This is a genomic window from Pantoea sp. nfd-35 (genome assembly GCF_056892255.1).
On the sequence record NZ_CP122403.1, the window covers coordinates 1,088,538 to 1,110,220 of the forward strand.

At 54.9% G+C, this 21,683-nt stretch carries 21 protein-coding genes; 8 read left to right on the top strand and 13 right to left on the bottom strand.

The genetic code is table 11. The features are described 5' to 3' along the window. Positions 1 to 8 precede the first annotated feature (8 nt). From nrdE to P9J57_RS05220, 4 genes are all read right to left on the bottom strand, one after another. Positions 9 to 2,147 carry a class 1b ribonucleoside-diphosphate reductase subunit alpha gene (nrdE, locus tag P9J57_RS05205; RefSeq protein ID WP_483279410.1) on the bottom strand — a complete coding sequence of 713 codons (2,139 nt, stop codon included), beginning with the start codon at positions 2,145 to 2,147 and terminating at the stop codon, positions 9 to 11. Then, complete coding sequence (gene nrdI / locus P9J57_RS05210; RefSeq protein ID WP_013026862.1) at positions 2,117 to 2,530, bottom strand: class Ib ribonucleoside-diphosphate reductase assembly flavoprotein NrdI; 414 nt, start codon at positions 2,528 to 2,530, stop codon at positions 2,117 to 2,119. Before nrdI ends, nrdE begins: the two co-directional genes overlap by 31 nt. A 4-nt stretch (positions 2,531 to 2,534) precedes the next feature. Further along, a complete protein-coding gene (locus tag P9J57_RS05215) occupies positions 2,535 to 2,777 on the bottom strand; it encodes a redoxin NrdH (protein ID WP_014605200.1) in 243 nt (80 codons plus the stop codon). Positions 2,778 to 3,069: 292 nt separating this feature from the next. Continuing rightward, positions 3,070 to 3,387: a DUF883 family protein gene (locus P9J57_RS05220; RefSeq protein ID WP_014605201.1), complete on the bottom strand. Its 318-nt coding sequence runs from the start codon at positions 3,385 to 3,387 to the stop codon at positions 3,070 to 3,072. Between the two features lie 151 nt (positions 3,388 to 3,538). Here P9J57_RS05220 and P9J57_RS05225 point away from each other — a divergent pair, with 151 nt between their 5' ends. The 4 genes from P9J57_RS05225 (at position 3,539) to P9J57_RS05240 (ending at position 6,858) form a co-directional block, all read left to right on the top strand. Then, complete coding sequence (locus P9J57_RS05225; RefSeq protein ID WP_014605202.1) at positions 3,539 to 3,874, top strand: DUF2002 family protein; 336 nt, start codon at positions 3,539 to 3,541, stop codon at positions 3,872 to 3,874. 136 nt (positions 3,875 to 4,010) lie between these two features. After that, positions 4,011 to 5,417, top strand: a complete 1,407-nt coding sequence (gene mmuP / locus P9J57_RS05230) for an S-methylmethionine permease (protein WP_014605203.1) — start codon at positions 4,011 to 4,013, stop codon at positions 5,415 to 5,417. Beyond that, positions 5,407 to 6,342: a homocysteine S-methyltransferase gene (gene mmuM / locus P9J57_RS05235; RefSeq protein WP_015699657.1), complete on the top strand. Its 936-nt coding sequence runs from the start codon at positions 5,407 to 5,409 to the stop codon at positions 6,340 to 6,342. The genes mmuP and mmuM overlap by 11 nt, the downstream gene beginning before the upstream one ends. Positions 6,343 to 6,438: 96 nt before the next feature. After that, positions 6,439 to 6,858, top strand: coding sequence for a hypothetical protein (locus P9J57_RS05240; RefSeq protein WP_015699658.1), 420 nt, complete (start codon positions 6,439 to 6,441; stop codon positions 6,856 to 6,858). Here the strand turns inward: P9J57_RS05240 and speG are convergent, their stop codons facing one another. Genes speG through P9J57_RS05270 form a run of 6 tightly spaced genes read right to left on the bottom strand, consistent with a single transcriptional unit; the run spans position 6,859 to position 12,394 of the window. Then, positions 6,859 to 7,404 carry a spermidine N1-acetyltransferase gene (gene speG / locus P9J57_RS05245; protein ID WP_029570534.1) on the bottom strand — a complete coding sequence of 182 codons (546 nt, stop codon included), beginning with the start codon at positions 7,402 to 7,404 and terminating at the stop codon, positions 6,859 to 6,861. Between the two features lie 13 nt (positions 7,405 to 7,417). Next, a complete protein-coding gene (locus tag P9J57_RS05250) occupies positions 7,418 to 8,101 on the bottom strand; it encodes an ABC transporter ATP-binding protein (RefSeq protein ID WP_015699659.1) in 684 nt (227 codons plus the stop codon). Continuing rightward, positions 8,094 to 8,924 (bottom strand): ABC transporter ATP-binding protein, encoded by an 831-nt coding sequence (locus P9J57_RS05255; RefSeq protein WP_019106311.1) that lies wholly within the window; start codon positions 8,922 to 8,924, stop codon positions 8,094 to 8,096. Before P9J57_RS05255 ends, P9J57_RS05250 begins: the two co-directional genes overlap by 8 nt. Beyond that, complete coding sequence (locus P9J57_RS05260) at positions 8,914 to 9,771, bottom strand: ABC transporter permease (protein ID WP_013026852.1); 858 nt, start codon at positions 9,769 to 9,771, stop codon at positions 8,914 to 8,916. The genes P9J57_RS05255 and P9J57_RS05260 overlap by 11 nt, the downstream gene beginning before the upstream one ends. Further along, positions 9,768 to 10,820 (bottom strand): ABC transporter permease, encoded by a 1,053-nt coding sequence (locus tag P9J57_RS05265; RefSeq protein WP_013026851.1) that lies wholly within the window; start codon positions 10,818 to 10,820, stop codon positions 9,768 to 9,770. Before P9J57_RS05265 ends, P9J57_RS05260 begins: the two co-directional genes overlap by 4 nt. Next, complete coding sequence (locus P9J57_RS05270) at positions 10,820 to 12,394, bottom strand: ABC transporter substrate-binding protein (protein ID WP_019106312.1); 1,575 nt, start codon at positions 12,392 to 12,394, stop codon at positions 10,820 to 10,822. Before P9J57_RS05270 ends, P9J57_RS05265 begins: the two co-directional genes overlap by 1 nt. Positions 12,395 to 13,042: 648 nt before the next feature. On the opposite strand from P9J57_RS05270, the gene mgtA reads away from it, so the two are divergent. From mgtA to P9J57_RS05290, 4 genes are all read left to right on the top strand, one after another. Beyond that, positions 13,043 to 15,745, top strand: a complete 2,703-nt coding sequence (gene mgtA / locus P9J57_RS05275; RefSeq protein WP_072137093.1) for a magnesium-translocating P-type ATPase — start codon at positions 13,043 to 13,045, stop codon at positions 15,743 to 15,745. Positions 15,746 to 16,217: 472 nt separating this feature from the next. Continuing rightward, entirely contained in the window at positions 16,218 to 17,003 is a 786-nt protein-coding gene (locus P9J57_RS05280) for a winged helix-turn-helix domain-containing protein (RefSeq protein ID WP_022623559.1), read from the top strand. Then, entirely contained in the window at positions 16,990 to 17,463 is a 474-nt protein-coding gene (locus P9J57_RS05285; protein WP_022623558.1) for a hypothetical protein, read from the top strand. The genes P9J57_RS05280 and P9J57_RS05285 overlap by 14 nt, the downstream gene beginning before the upstream one ends. Before the next feature lie 292 nt (positions 17,464 to 17,755). After that, entirely contained in the window at positions 17,756 to 18,010 is a 255-nt protein-coding gene (locus tag P9J57_RS05290) for a FaeA/PapI family transcriptional regulator (protein WP_019106315.1), read from the top strand. A gap of 406 nt (positions 18,011 to 18,416) precedes the next feature. Here the strand turns inward: P9J57_RS05290 and eitC are convergent, their stop codons facing one another. From eitC to eitA, 3 genes are read right to left on the bottom strand one after another with little or no spacing between them, the layout of a single operon-like run. After that, the gene (eitC, locus tag P9J57_RS05295; protein WP_014605212.1) at positions 18,417 to 19,178 is read right to left on the bottom strand and encodes a siderophore ABC transporter ATP-binding protein EitC; all 762 of its coding nucleotides are present in this window, start codon (positions 19,176 to 19,178) and stop codon (positions 18,417 to 18,419) included. Then, the gene (locus P9J57_RS05300; protein WP_013026844.1) at positions 19,178 to 20,215 is read right to left on the bottom strand and encodes a FecCD family ABC transporter permease; all 1,038 of its coding nucleotides are present in this window, start codon (positions 20,213 to 20,215) and stop codon (positions 19,178 to 19,180) included. Before P9J57_RS05300 ends, eitC begins: the two co-directional genes overlap by 1 nt. Further along, the gene (gene eitA, locus P9J57_RS05305; protein WP_013026843.1) at positions 20,215 to 21,213 is read right to left on the bottom strand and encodes a siderophore ABC transporter substrate-binding protein EitA; all 999 of its coding nucleotides are present in this window, start codon (positions 21,211 to 21,213) and stop codon (positions 20,215 to 20,217) included. The genes P9J57_RS05300 and eitA overlap by 1 nt, the downstream gene beginning before the upstream one ends. Positions 21,214 to 21,683: the final 470 nt, after the last annotated feature.

The following is a 21,683-nucleotide window of genomic DNA, read 5'->3' on the forward strand; positions in this document are numbered from 1 at the left end:
ATGGGTTCTCACAGTGCGCAGGAGACGCAGCCCTGAATTTCAGTGCCTTGCAGGGCCATCTGGCGCAGTCGAATGTAGTAAAGCGTTTTAATCCCTTTCTTCCAGGCGTAAATCTGCGCTTTATTAATGTCGCGCGTGGTCACGTCATCCCGGAAAAACAGGGTTAATGACAGGCCCTGATCCACATGTCGGGTCGCCTCTGCGTAGGTATCAATAATGGCTTCCGGCCCAATCTGGTAAGCGTCCTGATAGAGTTCCAGATTGTCGTTGGTCATGAAGGGGGCCGGATAGTAAACGCGACCGGTTTTGCCCTCTTTGCGGATCTCTATTCGCGACACAATCGGATGAATACTGGACGTGGCGTGGTTGATATAGGAGATCGATCCGGTAGGCGGTATCGCCTGCAGGTTTTGATTATACAGCCCCGAGGCCATCACCGATTCACGCAGTGCCAGCCAGTCGTTGTGACAGGGCAAGCTGATGCCCGCATCGGCAAACAGGGCGGCGATGCGGGCGGTTCGCGGCTGCCAGTCGCTTTGCAGATATTTGTCAAAATACGCGCCGGTGGCATAGGTTGAGGCGCTAAAACCGTCGAAAGCCTGCTGGCGCTCTTTTGCCAGCTGATTCGAGGCGCGCAGGGCATAATAAGTCACGCAGTAAAAATAGAGATTGGTGAAATCCAGCGCCTCGGGTGATCCGTAAGCAATGCCTTCACGGGCCAGGTAACCATGCAGGTTCATCTGACCCAGACCGATAGCATGCGAGCGGCGATTGCCTTCCGCAACGGAGGGAACCGAGCCAATGTCACTCATATCTGACACCGAAGTCAGCGCCCGAATTGCCGTTTCCACCGTGTGGGCCAGATCGCCAGAATCCATCGCATGGGCGATATTCAGCGAGCCAAGGTTACAGGAGATATCTTTGCCCATGCGGCGGTAGCTGAGATCCTCGTTGAATTCGCTGGCGCTGTTCACCTGCAAAATCTCTGAGCAGAGGTTGCTCATATTGATGCGACCGGCAATCGGGTTATCCCGGTTTACGCTGTCCTCATACATGATGTAGGGATAGCCTGATTCGAACTGGATTTCCGCCAGCGTCTGAAAGAAATCGCGCGGCTGAATATAGGTTTTACGGATTCTGTCGTCCGCCAGCATCTCCGCGTATTTCTCGCTGATGCTGATATCGCCAAACGCCTGACCGTAGATTCTTTCAACATCGTAGGGCGAGAACAGCGCCATCGGCTGATTCTCTTTGGCAAGCTGGAAGGTGATATCCGGAATGACCACGCCCAGCGACAGCGTTTTAATGCGGATTTTTTCATCTGCGTTTTCGCGCTTGGTATCCAGGAAGCGCAAAATATCCGGATGGTGAGCATTCAGCCAGACTGCGCCGGCTCCCTGACGCGCGCCGAGCTGGTTAGCATAAGAAAACGCATCCTCCAGCATTTTCATCACCGGAATAACGCCGGAAGACTGGTTTTCAATGCGCTTGATCGGCGCGCCGGACTCACGCAGGTTCGACAGCAGAAACGCCACGCCGCCGCCGCGTTTAGACAGCTGGAGCGCAGAGTTCACGGCCCGGCCAATCGACTCCATGTTGTCTTCAATGCGCAGCAGGAAGCAGGAAACCAGTTCGCCGCGCTGTTGCTTGCCGCTGTTCAGAAACGTCGGCGTGGCGGGCTGAAAACGCCCACTCAGGATGGCTTCCAGCACCGAGCGCGCCAGGGGTTCATCGCCCTGCGCCAGCGTCAGCGCCACCATACAGGCACGCTGCTCGAAGGTTTCCAGGTAACGCTTGCCATCAAAACTTTTCAGGGTGTAGCTGGTGTAGTACTTCCACGCACCCAAAAAGGTCTTGAACGCAAAGCCCCATGCATCGGCTTCGTCGTGCAGCCCGCAGACAAAGTTAAAATCATACTGATTAAGTACGGAAGCTTCGTAGTAGCCTTCGGCGACCAGATAGCGCAGGCGCTCGGCGATGCTGGCAAAGTGCTGGGTGTTGGGCTGCACGTGCTGAATAACAAACTGACGTGCGGCCTGCTGATCCTTGTCAAACTGGATACGGCCGTCAGCGTCATACAGGTTCAGCATGGCGTTCAGCGCATGGTAATCCAGCGCTACGTCGTTGAGGGTATCTGTCGTTGCCAAAATTGGGTTACTCCCGCTTTCACATTGGCGATATCGTCGGGGGTTCCCATCAGTTCAAACCGATACAGATAGGGAACCTGACATTTCTTAGCAATGATGTCGCCTGCCAGGCAGTAACCTTCGCCAAAATTGCGGTTACCGGCGGCGATAACGCCGCGTAAGCCGTTGCGGTTGGCGTCATCATTGAGAAACTGAATAACCTGTCTGGGCACCGCTCCGCGGTGGCTGCCGCCGCCATAGCTGGGCACGACCAGAATATAGGGCTGGTCAATGTGCAGCTGTTGCTTCGCGTCAATCGGTATGCGGCACGCGGGCAGGCCCAGACGGAGAATAAACCGATGGGTGTTTTCCGACTGGCTGGAAAAATAGACCAGTGGAAACATGCGGCTATCCGCCCATCGCCACGGACTGAGACAGGCCAGCTATCTTGTCAGGGCGGAACCCACTCCAGTGATCGTCACGCGTCATGACGACCGGTACCTGGCGGTAACCCAAGGCCTTGAGGTTATCGATGGCCTCCGGTTGCGTATCCAGGTTGATGAGGTGGTAGTCGATGCCCTGACGATCCAGTGCATTTTTCGTGGCATTACACTGGACACAGTTGTTTTTAGTGTAAATAATAATGCGCATGATTCGTATTCCTCTTTCATTGCGGTGCCGCTGCGGATAACGAAGTTTTTTTCCATGAATCAGGCTTCGTCCTTGCAAACATCTTGTGGTGTGACAATGAAATGAATACTAGATGTAGCGTTAATTGCGGTCAAGCGTACTATATATGGGGTTAATGGCCCCGGATGCGGCAAGCCAGTGGCGACGCGCCCTGCCACGCGAAAAAATATTTTGTAAAGCCAGTTGCGCAAAAAACAGGCATAAAAAAAGCCCCGCTCATTGAGCGAGGCTGATGATAACGGCAGGGCAGGGACTAGCGGCGGGACACTAACAGCGCGCCCAGCACAATCCCGACCGCAGCGCCGATGCCGACACCGTACCAGGGTTTATCATGCACATAGGCATCAACCTGATAGCCGGCATCGCGGGCGGCCTGCGAAACACGATTGCCGCCACCGTTTAATTTCGCACGGGTTTGCTTCAGCAGCGCTTCCGCCTGGCTGCGGGCTGAATTAACCTCATCCTTCGCTTCGCTGCCGTAAGATTTCAGCAACGCTTCAAGTGAATCAGCCAGCTCGTTCACATCCTGATTGATATCAATGTCATCGTTTTTTTGCGTTCGATTAAACATTTTTGGCTCCCTTGTCATTAACACGTAATACTCAGTGTAGACCACGTTTGACTTAACGAGGCGCGGGATGGCCCTTTAGGGAAAATTCCGAATGCCCGTGCAGCCACGCTGATGTAAGGTTGCGTGGCTTTTGAAGAGGAGAGGATCAAGCATGTATTTACGACCAGATGAGGTAGCGCGCGTACTGGAAAAAGTAGGCTTTGAAGTCGATGAGATTACACCACGCGCTTATGGCTACCGTCGTGGCGACAACTATGTTTATGTTAACCGCGAAGCGCGTATGGGGCGCACGGCGCTGATCATTCACCCAACGTTGAAAGAAAAAAGTCAGCCTTTTGCCGAACCGGCGTCAGAAATGAAAACCTGTGATCACTACACGCAGTTCCCTCTCTACCTGGCGGGTGATTCGCAGGAACATTATGGTATTCCACACGGTTTCAGTTCCCGCATGGCGCTTGAACGCTATATACAGAGCGTGTTCGGCTAGCGCATCCCGCCCCGTTAACGCGGGGCAACGATCCCTTCCCGTCGATGCCTGACCGTTTCGCCCGTTGCATTTCGGCGCCGTAATGCGTATAAATCTGCTGCATATAGATGTTTAGACGTCCATACGGATGGGATATATGAGCGAGCAGACGACTTCTTCGCAGGATCAATTTAAGCGAACCATGAAAGTTCGCCACCTGGTGATGCTATCGCTGGGCGGCGTCATCGGTACCGGCCTGTTTTTTAATACCGGCTACATTATTTCCACCACCGGGGCCGCAGGCACGCTGCTGGCTTATCTGATTGGTGCGCTGGTGGTATGGCTTGTGATGGCCTGCCTGGGTGAGCTGTCGGTCGCCATGCCTGAAACGGGGGCATTTCACGTCTATGCCGCTCGCTATCTGAGCCCGGCCACGGGCTATACCGTCGCCTGGCTGTACTGGCTGACCTGGACCGTCGCGTTGGGCTCCAGCCTGACGGCGGCAGGGTTCTGCATGCAGTACTGGTTTCCACATGTGCCGGTCTGGCTATGGTGCCTGGTCTTCTGCATCGCCATCTATCTGCTCAACGTGATTTCCACCCGTTTCTTTGCCGAAGGGGAATTCTGGTTTTCCATCATCAAAGTCATCACGATTGTCGCCTTTATCGTCCTGGGCGGCGCGGCCATGTTTGGCTTTATCCCGATGAAAGACGGCACGCCCGCGCCGGGTTTGAGCAATATCACCGCACACGGCTGGCTACCTAATGGTGTATTACCGATTCTGATGACGATGGTCGCGGTGAACTTTGCCTTTTCCGGCACCGAGCTAATTGGCATTGCCGCAGGCGAAACCGAAAACCCGCAAAAAGTCGTGCCGCTGGCCATTCGCACTACCGTCGCGCGCCTGATCCTGTTCTTTGTCGGCACCGTTTTCGTGCTGGCCGCCTTAATTCCAATGGACCAGGCCGGCATCGTTAAAAGTCCCTTTGTGCTGGTATTTGAGAAGATCGGCATTCCCTGGGCGGCAGATATCATTAACTTTGTGATACTCACGGCCATCCTGTCTGCGGCGAACTCGGGTCTGTATGCCTCAGGCCGCATGCTGTGGTCGCTGGCCAATGAGAACACGCTGCCGCGCGCCTTCGCCCGGGTCAACAAACGCGGGGTACCGCTGCTGGCGATAACGGTCAGTATGATCGGCGGCCTGTTGGCGCTGTTCTCCAGCGTGGTCGCGCCGGATACCGTATTTGTGGCGCTGTCTGCTATCTCTGGCTTTGCCGTGGTGGCCGTGTGGTTGAGCATCTGCGCGTCGCACTACGTTTTTCGTCGTCGTCATGTGCAACAGGGTAAATCGCTGCAGGAACTGGTTTATCGCGCGCCGCTGTATCCGCTCACTCCCATCCTGGGCTTCCTGCTTTGCCTGCTGGCCTGTGTGGGGCTGGCTTTCGATCCCTCGCAGCGTATTGCCCTGTGGTGCGGAATTCCGTTTGTGCTGTTTTGCTATGGCGCTTACCATGTCACGCACAAAAAAACACAGGCTAAGGAGGCCAGGGATGTCGCATAATCCTGTTTCGCGCGCATTACAACAGTCTGCACCGCTGATTCTTGACGGCGCGCTGGCGACCGAGCTTGAGGCACGTGGTTGCGATCTGGCGGATGCGTTATGGTCCGCTAAAGTGCTGGTGGAGAACCCTGAGCTGATTTACCAGGTGCACTACGACTATTTTGCTGCCGGCGCGCGCTGCGCCATTACTGCCAGCTATCAGGCAACGCCGCAGGGCTTTGCGGCGCGGGGCCTCAACGAAACGCAGTCTCTGGCGCTGATCGCGCAAAGCGTCGAACTGGCTAAACGTGCCCGCGCAGATTATCTGGCGACGCAGGCCGAAGCAAAGATCCTGCTGGTGGCGGGATCGGTCGGACCTTACGGCGCGTTTCTGGCCGATGGATCGGAATACCGGGGGGATTATGCGCTGCCAGAGACTGAAATGATGGCGTTCCATCGCCCACGGATCAACGCATTACTGACGGCGGGCGTGGATGTACTGGCCTGCGAAACGCTGCCCTCCTTTGCAGAAGCCCAGGCGCTGGTTGCCCTGTTAGGCGAATTCCCTGACAGCCGCGCCTGGTTCTCGTTCACGCTGCGTGATGCCGAACACATCAGCGACGGTACGCCGCTGCGTGAGGTGGCGGCTTACCTCAATGCGCAACCGCAGGTGGTGGCATTAGGAATCAACTGTATTGCGCTGGAAAGCGTTACGCCGGCCCTGCAGCAGCTCCAGCGCCTGACGGACAAACCGCTGGTGGTCTATCCCAACTCGGGCGAGCAGTACGACGCCAGCAGCAAAACCTGGCACTCTGCGCCCTCTGGCTGCACCTTGCATGACAAGTTTAGCGAGTGGCAGCAGGCCGGAGCCCGGCTCATTGGCGGCTGCTGCCGCACCTCCCCCAAAGACATCGCGGCTATTGCCCGGCATTGTCAACCGCAATAAAGCGGCAGAATCGGGCGATGATAGCCCGATTGAGACAGATGAAAAGGTGGGAAGGGCGGTTTACACTGTGCTTCCTGACTTTTATCGGATCCTTCCATGAAACAGCACATTCTGGCGCTTGCCGCCGCGATGCTTCTGAGCGGCTGCGCCACCATTGTTGGCACTGAAACTCAATCGGTTCTGATCGATTCACAGCCGCCGGGCGCGCGTTTTACCGTGCAGGATGAAAACGGCCGCCCGGTTGCGGAAGGATACACGCCGAAAACCGTCGTCCTGGAGAAATCCAACCACCGCTACTTTGGCAAAAAACACTATCTGCTGATGCTGGAAAGTCCGGGCTATGTGCCAGTAACGGTGCCAATTGAGGCCCGCGCCAACCTCTGGTATCTGCTGGGAAATATTCCCCTGCTGGGTTTACCCGGTTGGTTACTGGTGGATCCGTTCTATGGCGGCATGTACAACCTCGAGCCAGAGCATCCCAGCCCTTACATGAATCCGGTCGGCGCGCGCGGCTGATTACTGGGCAGTGGGTTTGACCATGCTGCCCTGGGTTTTATGCCGTTCCAGATACTGATGCTGGAAAATGCACATACGGATCGTATTGCGGTACTCGCCATTGATAAAGAATTCGTGTTTTAGCACGCCTTCGATCTCAAAACCGAGTTTGCTGTAGATATGGATCGCTTTCTCATTTTCCTGATCGACAATCAGGTACAGCTTGTACAGGTTGAGGACTGAGAAACCGTAATCCATCGCCAGGCGGGCGGCCTGGGTTGCCAGGCCTTTGCCCTGATGGGTCGGATCGATGATGATCTGAAACTCAGCACGGCGATGGACATGGTTAATTTCGACCAGTTCCACCATTCCCACTTTTTGCCCCTCATGTTCCACCACGAAACGTCGCTCGGTCTGATCGTGAATGTGTTTGTCGTAGAGATCGGACAGCTCAACAAAAGCCTCATACGGCTCTTCGAACCAGTAGCGCATGACGCTGGCATTGTTATCAAGCTGGTGCACAAAGTGCAGATCTTCTCTTTCCAGCGGGCGGAGTCTGATGGTCATTATCTTTCCTTACTTAGGCTGGAGCGGCAATGTGCTCAACGATCCGCCCCTGCGCCATGCGTACGGCACGGTCACACATATGGTCAATCACGTCAGGATCGTGACTCACCAGAACCATGGTCAGGCCATCCTGACGCTTGAGATCGTTAAGCAGATTGAGGATTTCAGCCTGTATTGACATATCCAGTGCTGATGTCGGCTCATCCAGCAGCAGTATTTTGGGCTGCAGCAACAGAGCGCGAACAATCGCCACGCGCTGACGCTGGCCGCCGGACAGCTGATGAGGATAACGATCGGCTAACGACGGGTCCAGCCCGACATGGCGAAATCTGTCATCAATACGATCGTCAATGTTATCCTGCTTAAGCAGCCTGAGCGGCTCAGCCAGCGTGCGGCGCAAACGGTGGCGCGGATGCAGGGAAGCATATGGGTCTTGAAACACCATTTGCACGTCCTGGCGCAGCGCACCGGTAAAGGTTTTGCCTGGCTGCACCGGATGCCCGGCCAGCTGCATCTCGCCCTGCCAGTGGGGATTCAGTCCAGCCATAACCCACAGTAGCGACGATTTACCACAGCCGGACGGGCCGACCAGGCCAAAGCACTCACTGGCGTTCACCTGTAGATTCACGTCGTGCACCACCGTGCGGAGATCGTAACCCTGTTTGTGTGACACACTGAGGTTATGCAAATTAATCATTGTGGTTGGCCTCCAGCGCCGCGCGGTCCAGAACCGGCAGTGGTTGTCCATGTGTTACTTTACTGGGACGGCATGACCACAGCGTGCGGGTGTAGGGATGCGTGGCCTGAGGCAGATCGGCGGCCGGCAGCGTATCCAGCACCCGGCCTTTGTACATCACCATAACCCGCTCGCAGTGTTCCGAAACCTGTTGCAGGTCGTGGCTAATCAGCAGCAGGCCCATGTTGCGTGACTCAACCAGCTGGCGGATCAGCGACAGCACCTGATCGCGCATGGCGTGATCCAGCGCGGAGGTCGGCTCATCCGCAATCAAAAAAGCCGGATCGGTAATCAGGGCGATCGCCAGCATCACGCGCTGGCCCATGCCGCCCGAAAGCTGATGCGGATAGAACTGCATCAGGGCTCGCGGATCGGGCAGGCCCACCGCGTCCAGCATATCGCAGACTTTTTCTTTTCGTTCCGCCCGACTCAGGCGGCGATGCAGAATCAGCGGTTCTTCAACCTGCCAGCCGATCGTCCGCGCCGGGTTCAGCGCATACTTGGGATCCTGCATCACCATGGCCACGCGATCGCCACGAAGCTTACTCCAGCTGCGTTCGTTCAGGGTCAGGGCATTTTCACCGGCGACCTGGAGCTGGGTAGCCTGCAGATGCAGTGACGGAGACAGCAGTCCCATCAGGGTTCGTGCAGTAAGGGATTTGCCGGAGCCGGATTCGCCGACCAGCGCCACGCGCTCACGCCCGATAGAAAAGCTAATGTTATCGACCAGCGTCGCGTCGTCGCTGCGGATGCTGAGCGACTCTACCAGAATGTTATTTTGCATGTCGGGTATCCAGTCGGTCACGCAGGCCATCGCCTGTCAGGTTAAAGGCCAGGCTGGCAAACAGAATGGCCGCGCCGGGTGCAGCAGCGACCCACCACTGGTCAAATATGACCTTACTGCCTTCTGCCACCATTGAACCCCACTCGGCGGTCGGCGGTTGCACGCCCATGCCAAGGAAGCCCAGTCCGGCGGCCGCCAGAATAATCCCACCCAGACTGAGTGCGGCGCGCACCACCGCGGTGGGCAGGCACAGCGGCAGAATATGGCCGAACATCAGGCGAAAACCGGTAATCCCCTGCATTCGGGCCGCCGCCAGATAGTCGCTGCGGCGCAGCGCCAGGGTTTCGGCTCGTGCCTGGCGGGCAAACGGAGGCCAACTGGTCAGCGCCAGAGCCAGCGCGCCGTTCATCAGTCCCGGTCCCATCATTGCGACCAGCGCCAGCGCAATCACCAGGTTGGGCAGCGACAGAAAAATATCCGTAATGCGCATTAATACGCGCTCGGTCCAGCCGCCCGCGTAACCCGCGGTGATCCCCACCAACAGGCCAACCGGAATGGTCAGAACCAGGATCAGCGAGACCAGCAGCAGCGTAGGGCGCGCGCCATAAATCACCCGGGAGAGTAAATCGCGACCAAATCCATCGGTGCCGAACCAGTGTGCAGCCGAAGGGGGCAGCAACCGGCTGGCGATGGTTTGCAGATTCGGATCGTAGGGGGCAATAAGCGGGGCCAGCACTGCCATCAGAATCACAATCGTCACCAGCGTCAATCCAATGGTTAACGAGGTGATGCGGCGACGGCGGCGACGGGGTCGCACCGTTTCAAGTTCAGTGAGTTGTTGCGTCATCGTGTTCTCGGGTCGGTTAACCAGGTGAGGGCATCCGCCAGCGCGTTAATCAGGATAAAGCAGCCGCCTATCAGTAAGGTGGCGCCTAAAATCGCCGGCACATCGCCAGAGAAAAGCGCATTGGTCATGTAGCGCCCCACGCCGGGCCAGGCAAATACGGTTTCCGTCAGGACCGAGCCTTCCAGCAAGGTCGCGTAAGAGAGCGCAATCACGGTAATCAGGGTGCCGAGCACGTTAGGGAAAATATGGCGCAACAGAATGCGCCCCCGTCCCGCGCCTTTGGCTCGTGCCAGCACCACATACTCTTTGCTGCTCTCTTCCAGCAGTGCCGCGCGCAGCAGGCGGGTGATGCCTGCCATCGCCAGCAGGCCCAGGATCACCACCGGTAACCATAAGTGCGCCACCGCATTCCAGAATATTTCCCGGTCACCCGACAGCCAGCTGTCAATCAGCACGAAGCCGGTTTTCGGCTCCAGCGTATAGGCCCAGATATCATCCAGCCGCCCCGGTCCTGCAGACCAGTGCAGAACCGCATAAAACAGCAACAGGCCCAGCAGGCCCAGCCAGAAAACCGGCACAGAGTAGCCCAGCAGGGAGATAAAGCGGGCGACGTTATCAATCCAGCTGCCGGGTTTCCACGCGGCAATCAGTGCCAGTGAAACGCCAAAGATGACGGCAAAAATCATCGCGCAGGTCGCCAGCTCAATGGTGGCCGGAAACGTCTGAAGCAGGTCGCTGCTCACCGGCTGGTTGGTCAGGCGGGATACGCCGAGATCGCCGCGCAGCAGGTGTTCAATGTAGTGCCAGAACTGCATCAGTACCGGCTGATCTAATCCCAGATCGTGACGCACCTGTGCATAGGTCGCTTCGCTGGCATGATCGCCAGCGATTTGCTGTACCGGATCGATAGGGGACAGATGCGACAGCATAAAAGTGAACGCCAGCAAACCCAGCAGGGTGATCGCCAGCGACAGCAAGCCTGATGAAAGGCGGCCAACGCGCCGCCAGACATGCCGGGCGGGCCCGGCAGAAGAGGCAGACTGTGCCATTACTTCGTTACCTGCGAGTAGTAAACCATGTCCGGGTTAATGCCCTGAACATAGCCCTTGAGGTTATCGCGCAGGGCGATAAGGTTTTTCGCCTGCAGGCCAATCACATAAGGCGAGCTTTTCAGCACTTCACGCTGCATGGCCTGATAAAGCTCAACGCGTTTTTTCGGATCGCTTTCAGCCGTTGCCGCCAGCACCTGTTTGTTCAGCTCCGGAATGTGCCAGTCGGAACGGTAAGCAATCGTCTTGCTGCCATCTTCCGGGTTATAGGCAAATGACGCGGCGTTGGTGTTCGGATCAAAGTAGTCTGCGCCCCAGGCGTTGATCGTACCTTCGTAATTATGCGCTTTGACGCGGGTCGAGACTTCAGAGCTCAGTCCCGGTAACACTTCCACTTTCACGCCGCCCTTGGCAAAGCTGCCCTGCAGGGCCTGAGCGATATCCAGGTAGGGAGGCTGATTGCTGGTAGACAGGGTGAAGCTGACGTTAGTCAGGCCGGCCTTTTTCAGAATCGTTTTGGCTTTTTCAGGATCGTAACTGTAGGGGTTGTCGTTTAATGCACCCAGAAAACCTTTCGGCAGAAACGTCTGGTGCACATCGAACTGGCCTTTCAGCAGCTGTCCGGCAATGCCCTTGTAGTCAAACAGGTAGCGCGCGGCTTCCCAGAAGGCCGGATTTTTTAAGGCGGCGTTGTTTTTGTTGCCGATGTTGAACTGAATGTAATACAGCGAGGCCATCGGAATGGCTTCGGTTTTCACACCGCTTTTGCCCTGCAGCGAGGCGATCTGATCGGCCCCCAGGTTACGGGCGATGTCTGCATCACCTTGCTCAAGCAGCAGACGGCGGGCCGCGGGTTCCGGCACGTTCTTGATCAGAATATTTTTGATCTTTGGCGCCCCGGCTGGAGAGGTCGGATTGGCGGTCAGGATCACGGCCTGGTGCATCACGACCTTGCGAATCTGATACGGGCCGCTACCGGCGGAGTGCGTGGCCAGCCAGCCGTTCCCCAAATCGCCTTTTTCGGCGTGCGCGCTAACGGTTTTTTCATCGACGATGGAGGACACCGGTGCTGACAGCAGGCTCAGCACATAGGCCGGGCTGACGTCGGCCGTCCAGCTGATTTGCACATGGTCGTCATCGACCTTTTTCAGGAAGCTATCCACATTATCTTTATTCCAGCCGAGCTGGGTAAGAATAAAGGAGGGATCCAGATTCAGTTTCACGACGCGACCCAGCGAGAAGATCACATCTTCCGGACGCAGTGGATTGCCGCTGGAGAATTTAGCGTCTTTACGCAACGCAAATGTCAGGCTGCGATTGTCACTGCCTGGCTGCCAGGACGTTGCCAGCGTGGGTTTTAAATCAATTGGGTTCTGCGGGTCGGACTGGACCAGCCGCTGATAAATATTGGTGAACGCCTGTACGCTGGTGAGTTCAAATCCCTTCGCCGGATCGAAGCTGTCGGCATCATCGGTCGACTGCACCACGACTAACGTATCTTTTGGTGTGGCAGCATTGACGCTAAAGGCGGTGGCCAGTGACAAGGCCAGTAGTGATGGAATTATTTTTTTCATGGAAAATCCTTGCCTGAGAAAGTAACGCGAGTGTACGAAAGGGCTCATGCAAAGAATAGTCCATTATCGGCTAATGATATGCAAAAAAGTTATAAAAAATGCAGCCCGGTTATAAGACGCAAACAAAACGGCTGTGCGAAACAGAAACGGTTAATAAACGAGATGGCGATTGAACGGTTATTTTCCTTTACCCGAAGGACCCGGCGTTTATACTACGTGAAAATATTTGCAGGAGTCATACATTGGACAGTCACCCTAAACGCGATTTAACTCCGGCAAGCTAACTGCATTTCGCTGCTTGCCACACGGCGGGCAGCAATCCCTTCTTTAGATCACGATTGCTCTCCTTGAAATTAACGCTGTAGTCACCGCGAGAGCACGCTATGTTGATGTATATTCTGGCACTTTTTCCTCCGCCTCGACAGGCGTAGCTGCGGGCTGCGCACCCTTTCACTTTCAGCTTTCTTTTGCTTTGCGTTTATTTCGCAAGGCCCGACATCTGTCGGCCTGATATTACAGCCGCAGGGTGGGAAAAATAACTTTTTCTAAGAGACGGGCTGATTCAATAAACCGGTAATCACCGGAAAACCAGGCATGCATTATTTGGCATGCAGGATATCTGTTGCTTTAAATCAGGGAGATGTCGACATGAGCGACATGAAACTCGAACAAGCCGCGATGGCTTACCATGCGCATCGTGCAGCAAAAAAATCAAACACCCCTTATGCCATTGAACGTGAAGCACGTTATCGCACCGATGTGACGCTGACGAATCTGCACAGCAGCTTTGAGGGGCTGACCCATGCGGAAGCCAGCGCACGACTCAATGACTATGGTCGTAATGAAGTCATGCATGAGAAGGCGCCCTCTGCGTTTATCCAGCTGATTACGGCATTCAATAATCCGTTTATTTATGTGCTGATGGTTCTGGCACTGGTGAGCTTTATAACGGATTACTGGCTGCCGTTGCGGGCTGGTCAGGAAACCGATCTCTCGGGCGTGACGATTATTCTTACCATGGTGACGCTGAGCGGGCTGCTGCGTTTCTGGCAGGAGTTTCGCACCAATCGTGCCGCTCAGGCGCTGAAATCTCTGGTGCGCACTCAGGTGACCGTGCTGCGTCGGGAAGAGGGCTGTGCAATCTCCCGGCGCTACGATATCGATATGCGCGAACTGGTGCCGGGGGATGTCATTTTACTGAGCGCGGGCGATCTGGTGCCTGCCGATGTGCGCCTGCTGACCTCACGCGATCTGTTCATCAGTCAGGCGATCCTGACCGGGGAATCCCTGCCGGTAGAAAAAAACGATCTCAGCGCAGGCGTGGAGATTGAAGAGCAACCCGGTCGCAGCGTGCTTGAGCTGAAAAACAGCTGCCTGATGGGGACCAATGTTGCCAGCGGCACGGCCAGAGCGTTAGTGGTCGCCACCGGCAGCGAGACCTGGTTTGGTTCGCTGGCGGCCTCTCTGTCCGGCCGCCGTCCACAGACATCGTTTGACCGCGGCGTGAACAGCGTTTCCAGACTCCTCATCCGTTTTATGTTGGTGATGGTGCCGATTGTCTTACTGCTGAATGGTTTTACCAAGGGCGACTGGATGGATGCCATGCTGTTCGCGCTGGCCGTTGCGGTGGGCCTGACACCGGAAATGCTGCCCATGATTGTCAGCGCCAATCTGGCAAAAGGCGCCATTGCGATGTCCCGTCGCAAAGTGATTGTTAAACGCCTGAACGCCATCCAGAACCTGGGAGCAATGGATGTGCTCTGTACTGATAAAACCGGCACGCTGACACAGGACAATATTTTGCTGTCGGCGCATCTCAACGCTAACGATGAAGAGGATGCCCGCGTCCTGCTGCTGGCATGGCTTAACAGCAGCAGCCAGAGCGGTGCGAAAAATTTGATGGATCGCGCCGTGCTGAAGTTTGGTGAGCAAACGCTGTCTAAAGCGCAGTGCAGCCAGTTTCAGAAAGTGGATGAGCTTCCTTTCGACTTCGTTCGTCGTCGTGTCTCGGTCATCGTGGAGGATTTGCAAAGCCACCGCCCGTTGCTCATCTGCAAAGGCGCTGTAGAAGAAATGCTGGCGGCGGCGACCACGCTACGTCAGGGCGATACCACTCTTCCACTGTGCGAGCAAAAGCGCGCAGAGCTGATCGCGCTGACACGGCATTATAACCAGCAGGGTTTTCGTGTGTTGCTGGTGGCCACGCGTGAGCACGGGATATCGGTGCCGCTCAGCCGTGAAGATGAGTGCGAATTAACGATTGAAGGCCTGCTGACATTCCTTGATCCGCCTAAAGAGAGCGCGGGCAAGGCGATACAGGCACTGAAAGACAGCGGAATTCGCGTAAAAGTGCTGACCGGCGATAATCCCCTTGTGACGATGCGCGTCTGTCAGGAAATCGGGCTGGCTTCAGAAGCCATGCTGACCGGTAATGAAATCGAGGCCATGAGTGACGACGAGCTGCGCCGCGACGTCGAGCGCTGCATGATCTTCACCAAACTTACGCCTCAGCAGAAGTCACGCGTGCTTAAACTGCTGCAACAGAATGGACATACCGTTGGCTTTCTTGGCGATGGCATTAATGATGCACCCGCGCTGCGCGAGGCGGATGTCGGCATTTCGGTCGACAGCGCGACGGATATCGCCAAAGAGTCGTCCGACATTATTTTGCTGGAAAAAGACTTAGCGGTACTGGGCGAAGGCGTACTGAAAGGGCGTGAGACCTTTGGCAATATCATCAAGTACCTGAACATGACGGCCAGTTCGAATTTCGGCAACGTGTTTTCCGTGCTGATAGCGAGTGCGTTTATTCCTTTTCTGCCCATGCTCTCTGTACAGCTGCTGATTCAGAACCTGATGTATGACGTCTCTCAGTTGGCGTTGCCCTGGGATAAAATGGATCGCGAGTTTCTGCGCAAACCGCGTAAATGGGATGCGGGTAACATCAAACGTTTTATGCTGTGGATGGGGCCAACGTCTTCCATTTTCGATGTCACAACCTTTGCGCTGATGTGGTATGTGTTTGGTGCCAATCACGCCGGTGCGCAGTCGCTGTTCCAGTCCGGCTGGTTTGTTGAAGGTTTACTGTCCCAGACGCTGGTGGTGCACATGTTACGGACGCAGAAAATCCCCTTTGTTCAGAGCTGTGCCCGGTTACCAGTGCTGCTGACCACGCTGGGTATTTCCGCCGCCGGTATTCTGCTGCCGTTCTCGTCGCTTGGCGCAATGGTCGGGTTAGTGCCCCTGCCATGGCACTATTTCCCCTGGCTGGTGCTGACGCTATTCAGCTACTGCCTGGTCGCGCAGGGAATGAAAATGTTTTATATCAAACGTTTCGGCCGCTGGTATTAATCTGCCTGCAGGAATAAACCGATAACGTCATAAACGACAGGTGGATGCCGAAACCGCGTTGGCAAGGCATCCACCGCCCGCCGTACTCTCCCCGCATTGCTGCCGATCGCACACTTTGTTTTGGATCAATCCGTCGAAAGTGATGCCATAAATGTAAGCAAGCTAGTGGTCATTCCCTCTCTCCCGCCAGATTTCTCTGATACAATTTGCACATTATTCACCGCGTCAGCGTCGGGGGATCTTGAGGTGAGCCGGTATGGGGCAGGCCGCGTTCACTGCCGCGGGTGCAGGTTGTTAACCACCTGAACCTGCGATCGCCTCGACGAGGGCCAGGTCCTGCCGAAGCGGATTCCGCATTCACCGTTTGTGTGCCTTCGCGAGCCATTGCGCTTTTGTCCCATGCCGATAAGGGTTTGTTGCCACGCATGTGTTGCTTATTGATTAAACACGCAGTTTGTTGCCGGAGAACGGGATGCAACAAACGGAGTACGTGATTGACGATTTGGTGCGGTTTATACCGGCTCAGGGCCTGCTATGCCTGGTGGATTCCAGCGAGACCAGCGTGCCGCTATCGCCTGCCTGCAACCATTTACTGGAAATGTTCCTGAAAAGCGCCGGCGTCGTGCTGGCCCGCGAGCAGATCCTGGATAACTTCTGGCAAGAGACGGGCGCAACGCCTTCTTCCAACAGCCTCAATGCCTACGTTTCCGCCATTCGACGCGGGCTGTCTTCACTGGGCATAGAGCAGGAGGCGATTACCACGGTGTACAAGGTGGGCTTCGTTTTCAATCCCGCCATTCGCATCCAAAAATTGGCCCTCCAGCCCCCAAATCCCGGGGGCGAACCGGCGTCCACTTCCACTTCCACATCCGTTACGCGACGCAGCCCGCGCGCCTACTGGCTGTCTGGCGGTTTTATCTTGCTGTTACTCGGCGTGCTTCTTCTTCCGCTGCTTCTGAAAGAGAAAAGCATCACGCCCGTCAGCGTCGCCCGGCTTGACGGCTGTGACGTCTTTTATCTTCCCGTTCACCCCGGTGAATCGACCTTTCCTGCTGAACGCGTGTGGCACAAGCTGATTGCAGACAGCGGAATGGCGTGTCAGAAGGGCGGTCGGTATATGTTTTATGTGGACAGAAATGTCACGGCAGGCCACAGCGGCAACGTCTATGTCTCCTACTGCGTGAGAACGAAAGACGAAAAAATAGCGTGCTCAAATTATACCGAGCTGGGATGGAGGCCAGATAATGATAACCCCTAAACGACGCCTCGCCTTATTGCTGTGCCTCATCATTGCCCTGGCGGGCGTGGTCATTTATGCCAGCTATTATTACGTGCGATCGCACAGTGACATGTTTGAATTTACCTGCGCGGCTAATTTACAGCAGCGCGATGCCGCCACTGACTTTCATCTGGACGCCAGTTTTGTGCTGACGCTGCGTTATTCTGGCGACGCAATGGTCTCCGTTGATGGCATCGTACATAAAAATGGCAAGGATTACGTATTAAGGCGTAATGCCGAATTCCACTATTCACCTTATATTCAGTCTCTGTATAAACTCAATCATTTCACCCTTCATCCGGGTCTGCGGGATAATGTTCCTGACAGCGTATTGAATACCAACTTCTCCTATCTTTATATCAGCAAAATAACCGGTATGAACGATGCCGTACTTATCGGTAGCCGTGTATTGCCACTGATTGTCTGTCACACCCGCTAACGGATTGACCGGACGGGCACGAGCTTGCCTGCCGCTCGCCTGTCCTCATTCTTCTTGCCTCACCGCTGTCTTCGTCTGGTTTATTATTTTGTGTTTATTTATAAATTCAGAATATTAAATCTAAAAATAAGCGTGGATAAGTGTTTGTGGTTGCCTGAGGGCGGTAATTGTTAAATTGCATCGTCGGTTAAGATTGCGGTCGGTTGTGGCAGAGAGCCGTCGCCGATACGCGCTTATACAAGCGTTTGATTTCGAAAATGAAGTCGGATTTTTACCTTACGGGGAGCCAGCGATGAAAAATTTAGCTTATAAAATTCAGTGTGAGGCGAAATGGAATCAGCTTCAGGAAACGGAAAAAAAACCAAAAATGAAAGATGTGATGATGTGCCTGATAAAGCGCCAGGCGGAGGGAATCATGACTCGTGATGTCGCGGATGAATGCGATATGTCTATTTATGCTGCGCGAAACTGGTTATTGAAACTGGAAAACAGTGGTTTATTAAAAAAAGAACCCGGGCGTAAATCCTGCAAGTGGTTCATCCTCTGAATTTTAATTATCTTATTTCTGTCGTGATAACAGGCCCAGCCCTGAACGCTACGCTTTTTTTAAGGGACAACACATTATCAGCATGGCAACGGCGTGCATGAAAGGAAAAAGCGCCAGCTTAGTATGGCCTGGGGAAAGGGGAGTAGCGCAGCAGCAAGCTGGCTGCCCATGATGAGATTTCGGCCAGCACGGCAAAAACGCCCTCGTCTCAAGCGCGCCGTAGCACGCGACCAGTCTGGCAGCCCGACAAGCAGCCCGTCCTTGCACAGAAAGCGGCCTGAAGGGGCACGACCGAATAAAAGCCGAGAGTAAACACAAACCGGCAGGCAGAACAGGCGATCACAAACGGCTGACCGGGCGCAGCGGAAACGGTGACATCGCGTTAAACATTTAACGCAGCACTGAATCAGGCATAGTAATGAATATGCTTCTTGCCATGGACGGGCGACGTCTCGATTTTCGTCCTGACCTTGAACACGTCCCACAGAAGCGACTCAGTGAGTATCTCATCAGGCGTTCCCTGCGCAATCAGTTCGCCCTCCAGCATCACAATCAGCCGGTCACAAAACAGCGCCGCATGATTCAGATCGTGAATGGCGACAATGCTGGTGACCGGAAGCTCGCTAATGAGCTTCATCAACTGGATCTGATGGTGAATATCCAGGTGGTTAGTGGGCTCATCAAGCAGAATTTCATTGGGCGCCTGGGCTAATGCCCTGGCGATGTGTACGCGCTGGCGTTCACCGCCGGACAGGCTCTGCCAGCCCTGATCGCAGCGTGAGCACATATCCACCCGCGTCAGTGCGGCTTCCACTATCTCATCATCGTGATGTGTCCAGCTGGAAAAAGGGGAGTGATGCGGGATCCTTCCAAGCTTTACGACATCACGTACGGTCATATTGGCGCTGGTTAACGCATGTTGCTCAACAAAAGCCACACGGCGGGCAAGCTGCTTTCTGGCAATCAGGGACAGATCCTTGCCATCCAGCATCACTTTGCCCGTGTGTTGCTTACGCAGACCGGCCAGCAGGCGCAGCAGCGACGATTTACCGGAGCCGTTCGGCCCCAGTAAGCCCACGGTTTCGCCCGACGAGACCGCCAGGGATACATCGTTAACGATGACTTTTTTTCCTACCCGCCAGGTAAGATTTTCCGCGCTGATGCTCATTATTGCGTCCTGGAGCGATAAATAATAATTGCAAAGAAAGGCACGCCAACCAGCGCGGTCACGACGCCAACCGGCAGGCTCTGCGGCGCAATCAACATACGTGAAGCAATATCCGCCAGGACCATCAGAATCGCGCCGGCGATGGCACAGGCAATCAGTAAGCGGCTGTGTAGCGGGCCGAAAAAGAAGCGCATCACGTGGGGAACGACCAGGCCGACAAAACCGATCGAGCCAGCCATACTGACAATCGTGGCGGTCATCAGGGCGGTTGCCGTGAACAGCACCAGACGCACCACGCCGACCGGAATCCCCAGCGAGGCGGCGGCGTCGTCACCAAAGGTAAATGCGTCCAGCGCGCGGGAATAGTACAGGCAGACCGCTAAACCGATGACCACTATCACCAAAACCAGCTGAAACTCAGGCCAGCGCACGCCGCTAAAGCTACCCAACAACCAGAACATCACGTCACGCGCCTGTTGGGCATTGGCTGAAGTACTGATGGTATAGGCGGTAATCGCATTGAAAAGCTGCGACGCTGCCACGCCCGCCAGAATGGTACGCTCTGTGCCACCGCGTGCGCCATTGGTGAGTAGTGCAACAAAGGCAAAGGCGGCAAAGGCGCCGGTAAAGGCGCCCAGCGACAGGGAAATCGCACCGGCCCCGACGCCCGAGACCACGATCAATACCGCACCCGTCGATGCGCCGGCAGAAACGCCCAGTACGTAAGGTTCGGCAAGGGCATTTTTCAACAGGCTTTGCAGTACAGCACCGCAAATGGCCAGACCGGCACCGCTCAGCGCCGCAACCAGCGCACGGCTTAAACGAAAGTCCCAGATAACGCTTTCGTGAATACGGTTCACGGGCACATCCGTCATACCCAGTTTATTGGTCACGGTGTACACCACGGATTTCAACGGTATCGATAATTCGCCTACGCTGACGCCGAGCGCGATAACCATAAACAGCACGACGATGGCGATGATTGCGACAGCAATAAAACCCATGCCACGTCGTGCCTGAACAACCCCTTCACGCATTAATTCAGGCCCATCTTACGTAACTGTTCGCCAACCTGTTCTGCCCCGTAAAGGGTACGAATCGTCGGGTTCATTGCCTGACCGTCCATCACCACGATATGGCCTTTCTTCACCGCATCCAGCTGGCTGACCGCCGGATCGCTTTTCAGGAACTTAATCTTTTCTTCGGCGTTATCCAGTTTCCAGCGATTACGGTCAAGGCTGGTCACAACGATCACATCCGGATTGGTGGCAATAATGCTTTCCCAGCTCACGGTGGGCCATTCAGTTTCAGTGGTGATCGCATTATGGCCGCCTAACACATTGGCAATAAAACCGGATGCGCCGTTCTTACCGCCGACGTAAGCGTCGGCAGAGGGCGAGGAGCTGGAGAACCAAAACAGGAAGGAGAGATCTTTCTTACCTTTCGGGAAGGCTTTTCTCAGGGCGCTTTCGCGTGCTTTAAAGTCGTTGATCACCTGCTGGCCGCGATCTTCTACGTTAAAGATTTTGGCAAAATCGGCGATCTCTTGATAAACGTACGACATATTCCACAGCGTGGCACGGCTACCATAGATATCGCCGGTGTTCTGTTTTGTGGCACACATGCCCGGAGACAGATAGGTGTTGATGCCCACTGACTCAAAGTCTTCGCGTTTGGCGACCTTGCTGTTCGGCCCCATCAGCAGCTGGATCTGTGCCGCAACAAAATCGGGGTTCTTCGCCAGAATGGATTCCAGCGTTGGGATCTCGACGGTCAGTACCGGCACTTTGGCATTTTGTTCCGCTAACTGCGGTAAGACTTTGGTCGGCCAGAATGCGCTGGCCACCATTTTGTCCTGCAGTCCCAGCAGCAGCAGAATTTCAGCGGTATTCTGCCCAAGCGCCACCACGCGTTCAGGTGCCTTGGTGAATGTTTCTTTCTGACCACAGTTTTCAATCGTCAGAGGATAGGTGGTTGCCCAGGCGGAACTCGTTGTCAGGAAAATAAAACTTAACAGGCTAAGCATTTTTTTCATTAGTATCTGTCCATTAATAAATGAGACTGCGTGCTTTTAACATTCTGGCGCGGCGGATTTTATCAGACCTAAAATGTAAATAGAAATCATTATTATATGAGTTGGCTTTTAGCTGAAATGTATAAAAATTACTTGAGTGAAAGAAATCAACGTGCCAGCCTGGTCATTATTAAAATAAATAACACTGAGCTAAAACAGATGAGTAAACCCTTCATTACAATTAGAGGAGTAATAGTTAATGTAATGATAGATGAAATAATATTAACCATAGGAAGAGGGTGAAGTACGGCAATGCGCGGTTTAGCGTTCCTGACTGACTGACTGACTGACTGACTGACTGACTGACTGACTGACTGACTGACTGACTGACTGACTGACTGACTGACTGACTGGGTTGCGGGCGCGTTACGCGGTAATGCGTCTGCGTTGCCCCGGCGTGGCGCGTCGGCAGCGCCAGCGACGTTTTCGGC

Bases quoted from the DNA above. Each gene is read 5' to 3' on its own strand.
- nrdI (WP_013026862.1), bottom strand. From the start codon at position 2,530: ATGTTTCCACTGGTCTATTTTTCCAGCCAGTCGGAAAACACCCATCGG.
- P9J57_RS05215 (WP_014605200.1), bottom strand. From the start codon at position 2,777: ATGCGCATTATTATTTACACTAAAAACAACTGTGTCCAGTGTAATGCC.
- P9J57_RS05220 (WP_014605201.1), bottom strand. From the start codon at position 3,387: ATGTTTAATCGAACGCAAAAAAACGATGACATTGATATCAATCAGGAT.
- P9J57_RS05225 (WP_014605202.1), top strand. From the start codon at position 3,539: ATGTATTTACGACCAGATGAGGTAGCGCGCGTACTGGAAAAAGTAGGC.
- mmuP (WP_014605203.1), top strand. From the start codon at position 4,011: ATGAGCGAGCAGACGACTTCTTCGCAGGATCAATTTAAGCGAACCATG.
- mmuM (WP_015699657.1), top strand. From the start codon at position 5,407: ATGTCGCATAATCCTGTTTCGCGCGCATTACAACAGTCTGCACCGCTG.
- P9J57_RS05240 (WP_015699658.1), top strand. From the start codon at position 6,439: ATGAAACAGCACATTCTGGCGCTTGCCGCCGCGATGCTTCTGAGCGGC.
- speG (WP_029570534.1), bottom strand. From the start codon at position 7,404: ATGACCATCAGACTCCGCCCGCTGGAAAGAGAAGATCTGCACTTTGTG.
- P9J57_RS05250 (WP_015699659.1), bottom strand. From the start codon at position 8,101: ATGATTAATTTGCATAACCTCAGTGTGTCACACAAACAGGGTTACGAT.
- P9J57_RS05255 (WP_019106311.1), bottom strand. From the start codon at position 8,924: ATGCAAAATAACATTCTGGTAGAGTCGCTCAGCATCCGCAGCGACGAC.
- P9J57_RS05260 (WP_013026852.1), bottom strand. From the start codon at position 9,771: ATGACGCAACAACTCACTGAACTTGAAACGGTGCGACCCCGTCGCCGC.
- P9J57_RS05265 (WP_013026851.1), bottom strand. From the start codon at position 10,820: ATGGCACAGTCTGCCTCTTCTGCCGGGCCCGCCCGGCATGTCTGGCGG.
- P9J57_RS05270 (WP_019106312.1), bottom strand. From the start codon at position 12,394: ATGAAAAAAATAATTCCATCACTACTGGCCTTGTCACTGGCCACCGCC.
- mgtA (WP_072137093.1), top strand. From the start codon at position 13,043: ATGAGCGACATGAAACTCGAACAAGCCGCGATGGCTTACCATGCGCAT.
- P9J57_RS05280 (WP_022623559.1), top strand. From the start codon at position 16,218: ATGCAACAAACGGAGTACGTGATTGACGATTTGGTGCGGTTTATACCG.
- P9J57_RS05285 (WP_022623558.1), top strand. From the start codon at position 16,990: ATGATAACCCCTAAACGACGCCTCGCCTTATTGCTGTGCCTCATCATT.
- P9J57_RS05290 (WP_019106315.1), top strand. From the start codon at position 17,756: ATGAAAAATTTAGCTTATAAAATTCAGTGTGAGGCGAAATGGAATCAG.
- eitC (WP_014605212.1), bottom strand. From the start codon at position 19,178: ATGAGCATCAGCGCGGAAAATCTTACCTGGCGGGTAGGAAAAAAAGTC.
- P9J57_RS05300 (WP_013026844.1), bottom strand. From the start codon at position 20,215: ATGCGTGAAGGGGTTGTTCAGGCACGACGTGGCATGGGTTTTATTGCT.
- eitA (WP_013026843.1), bottom strand. From the start codon at position 21,213: ATGAAAAAAATGCTTAGCCTGTTAAGTTTTATTTTCCTGACAACGAGT.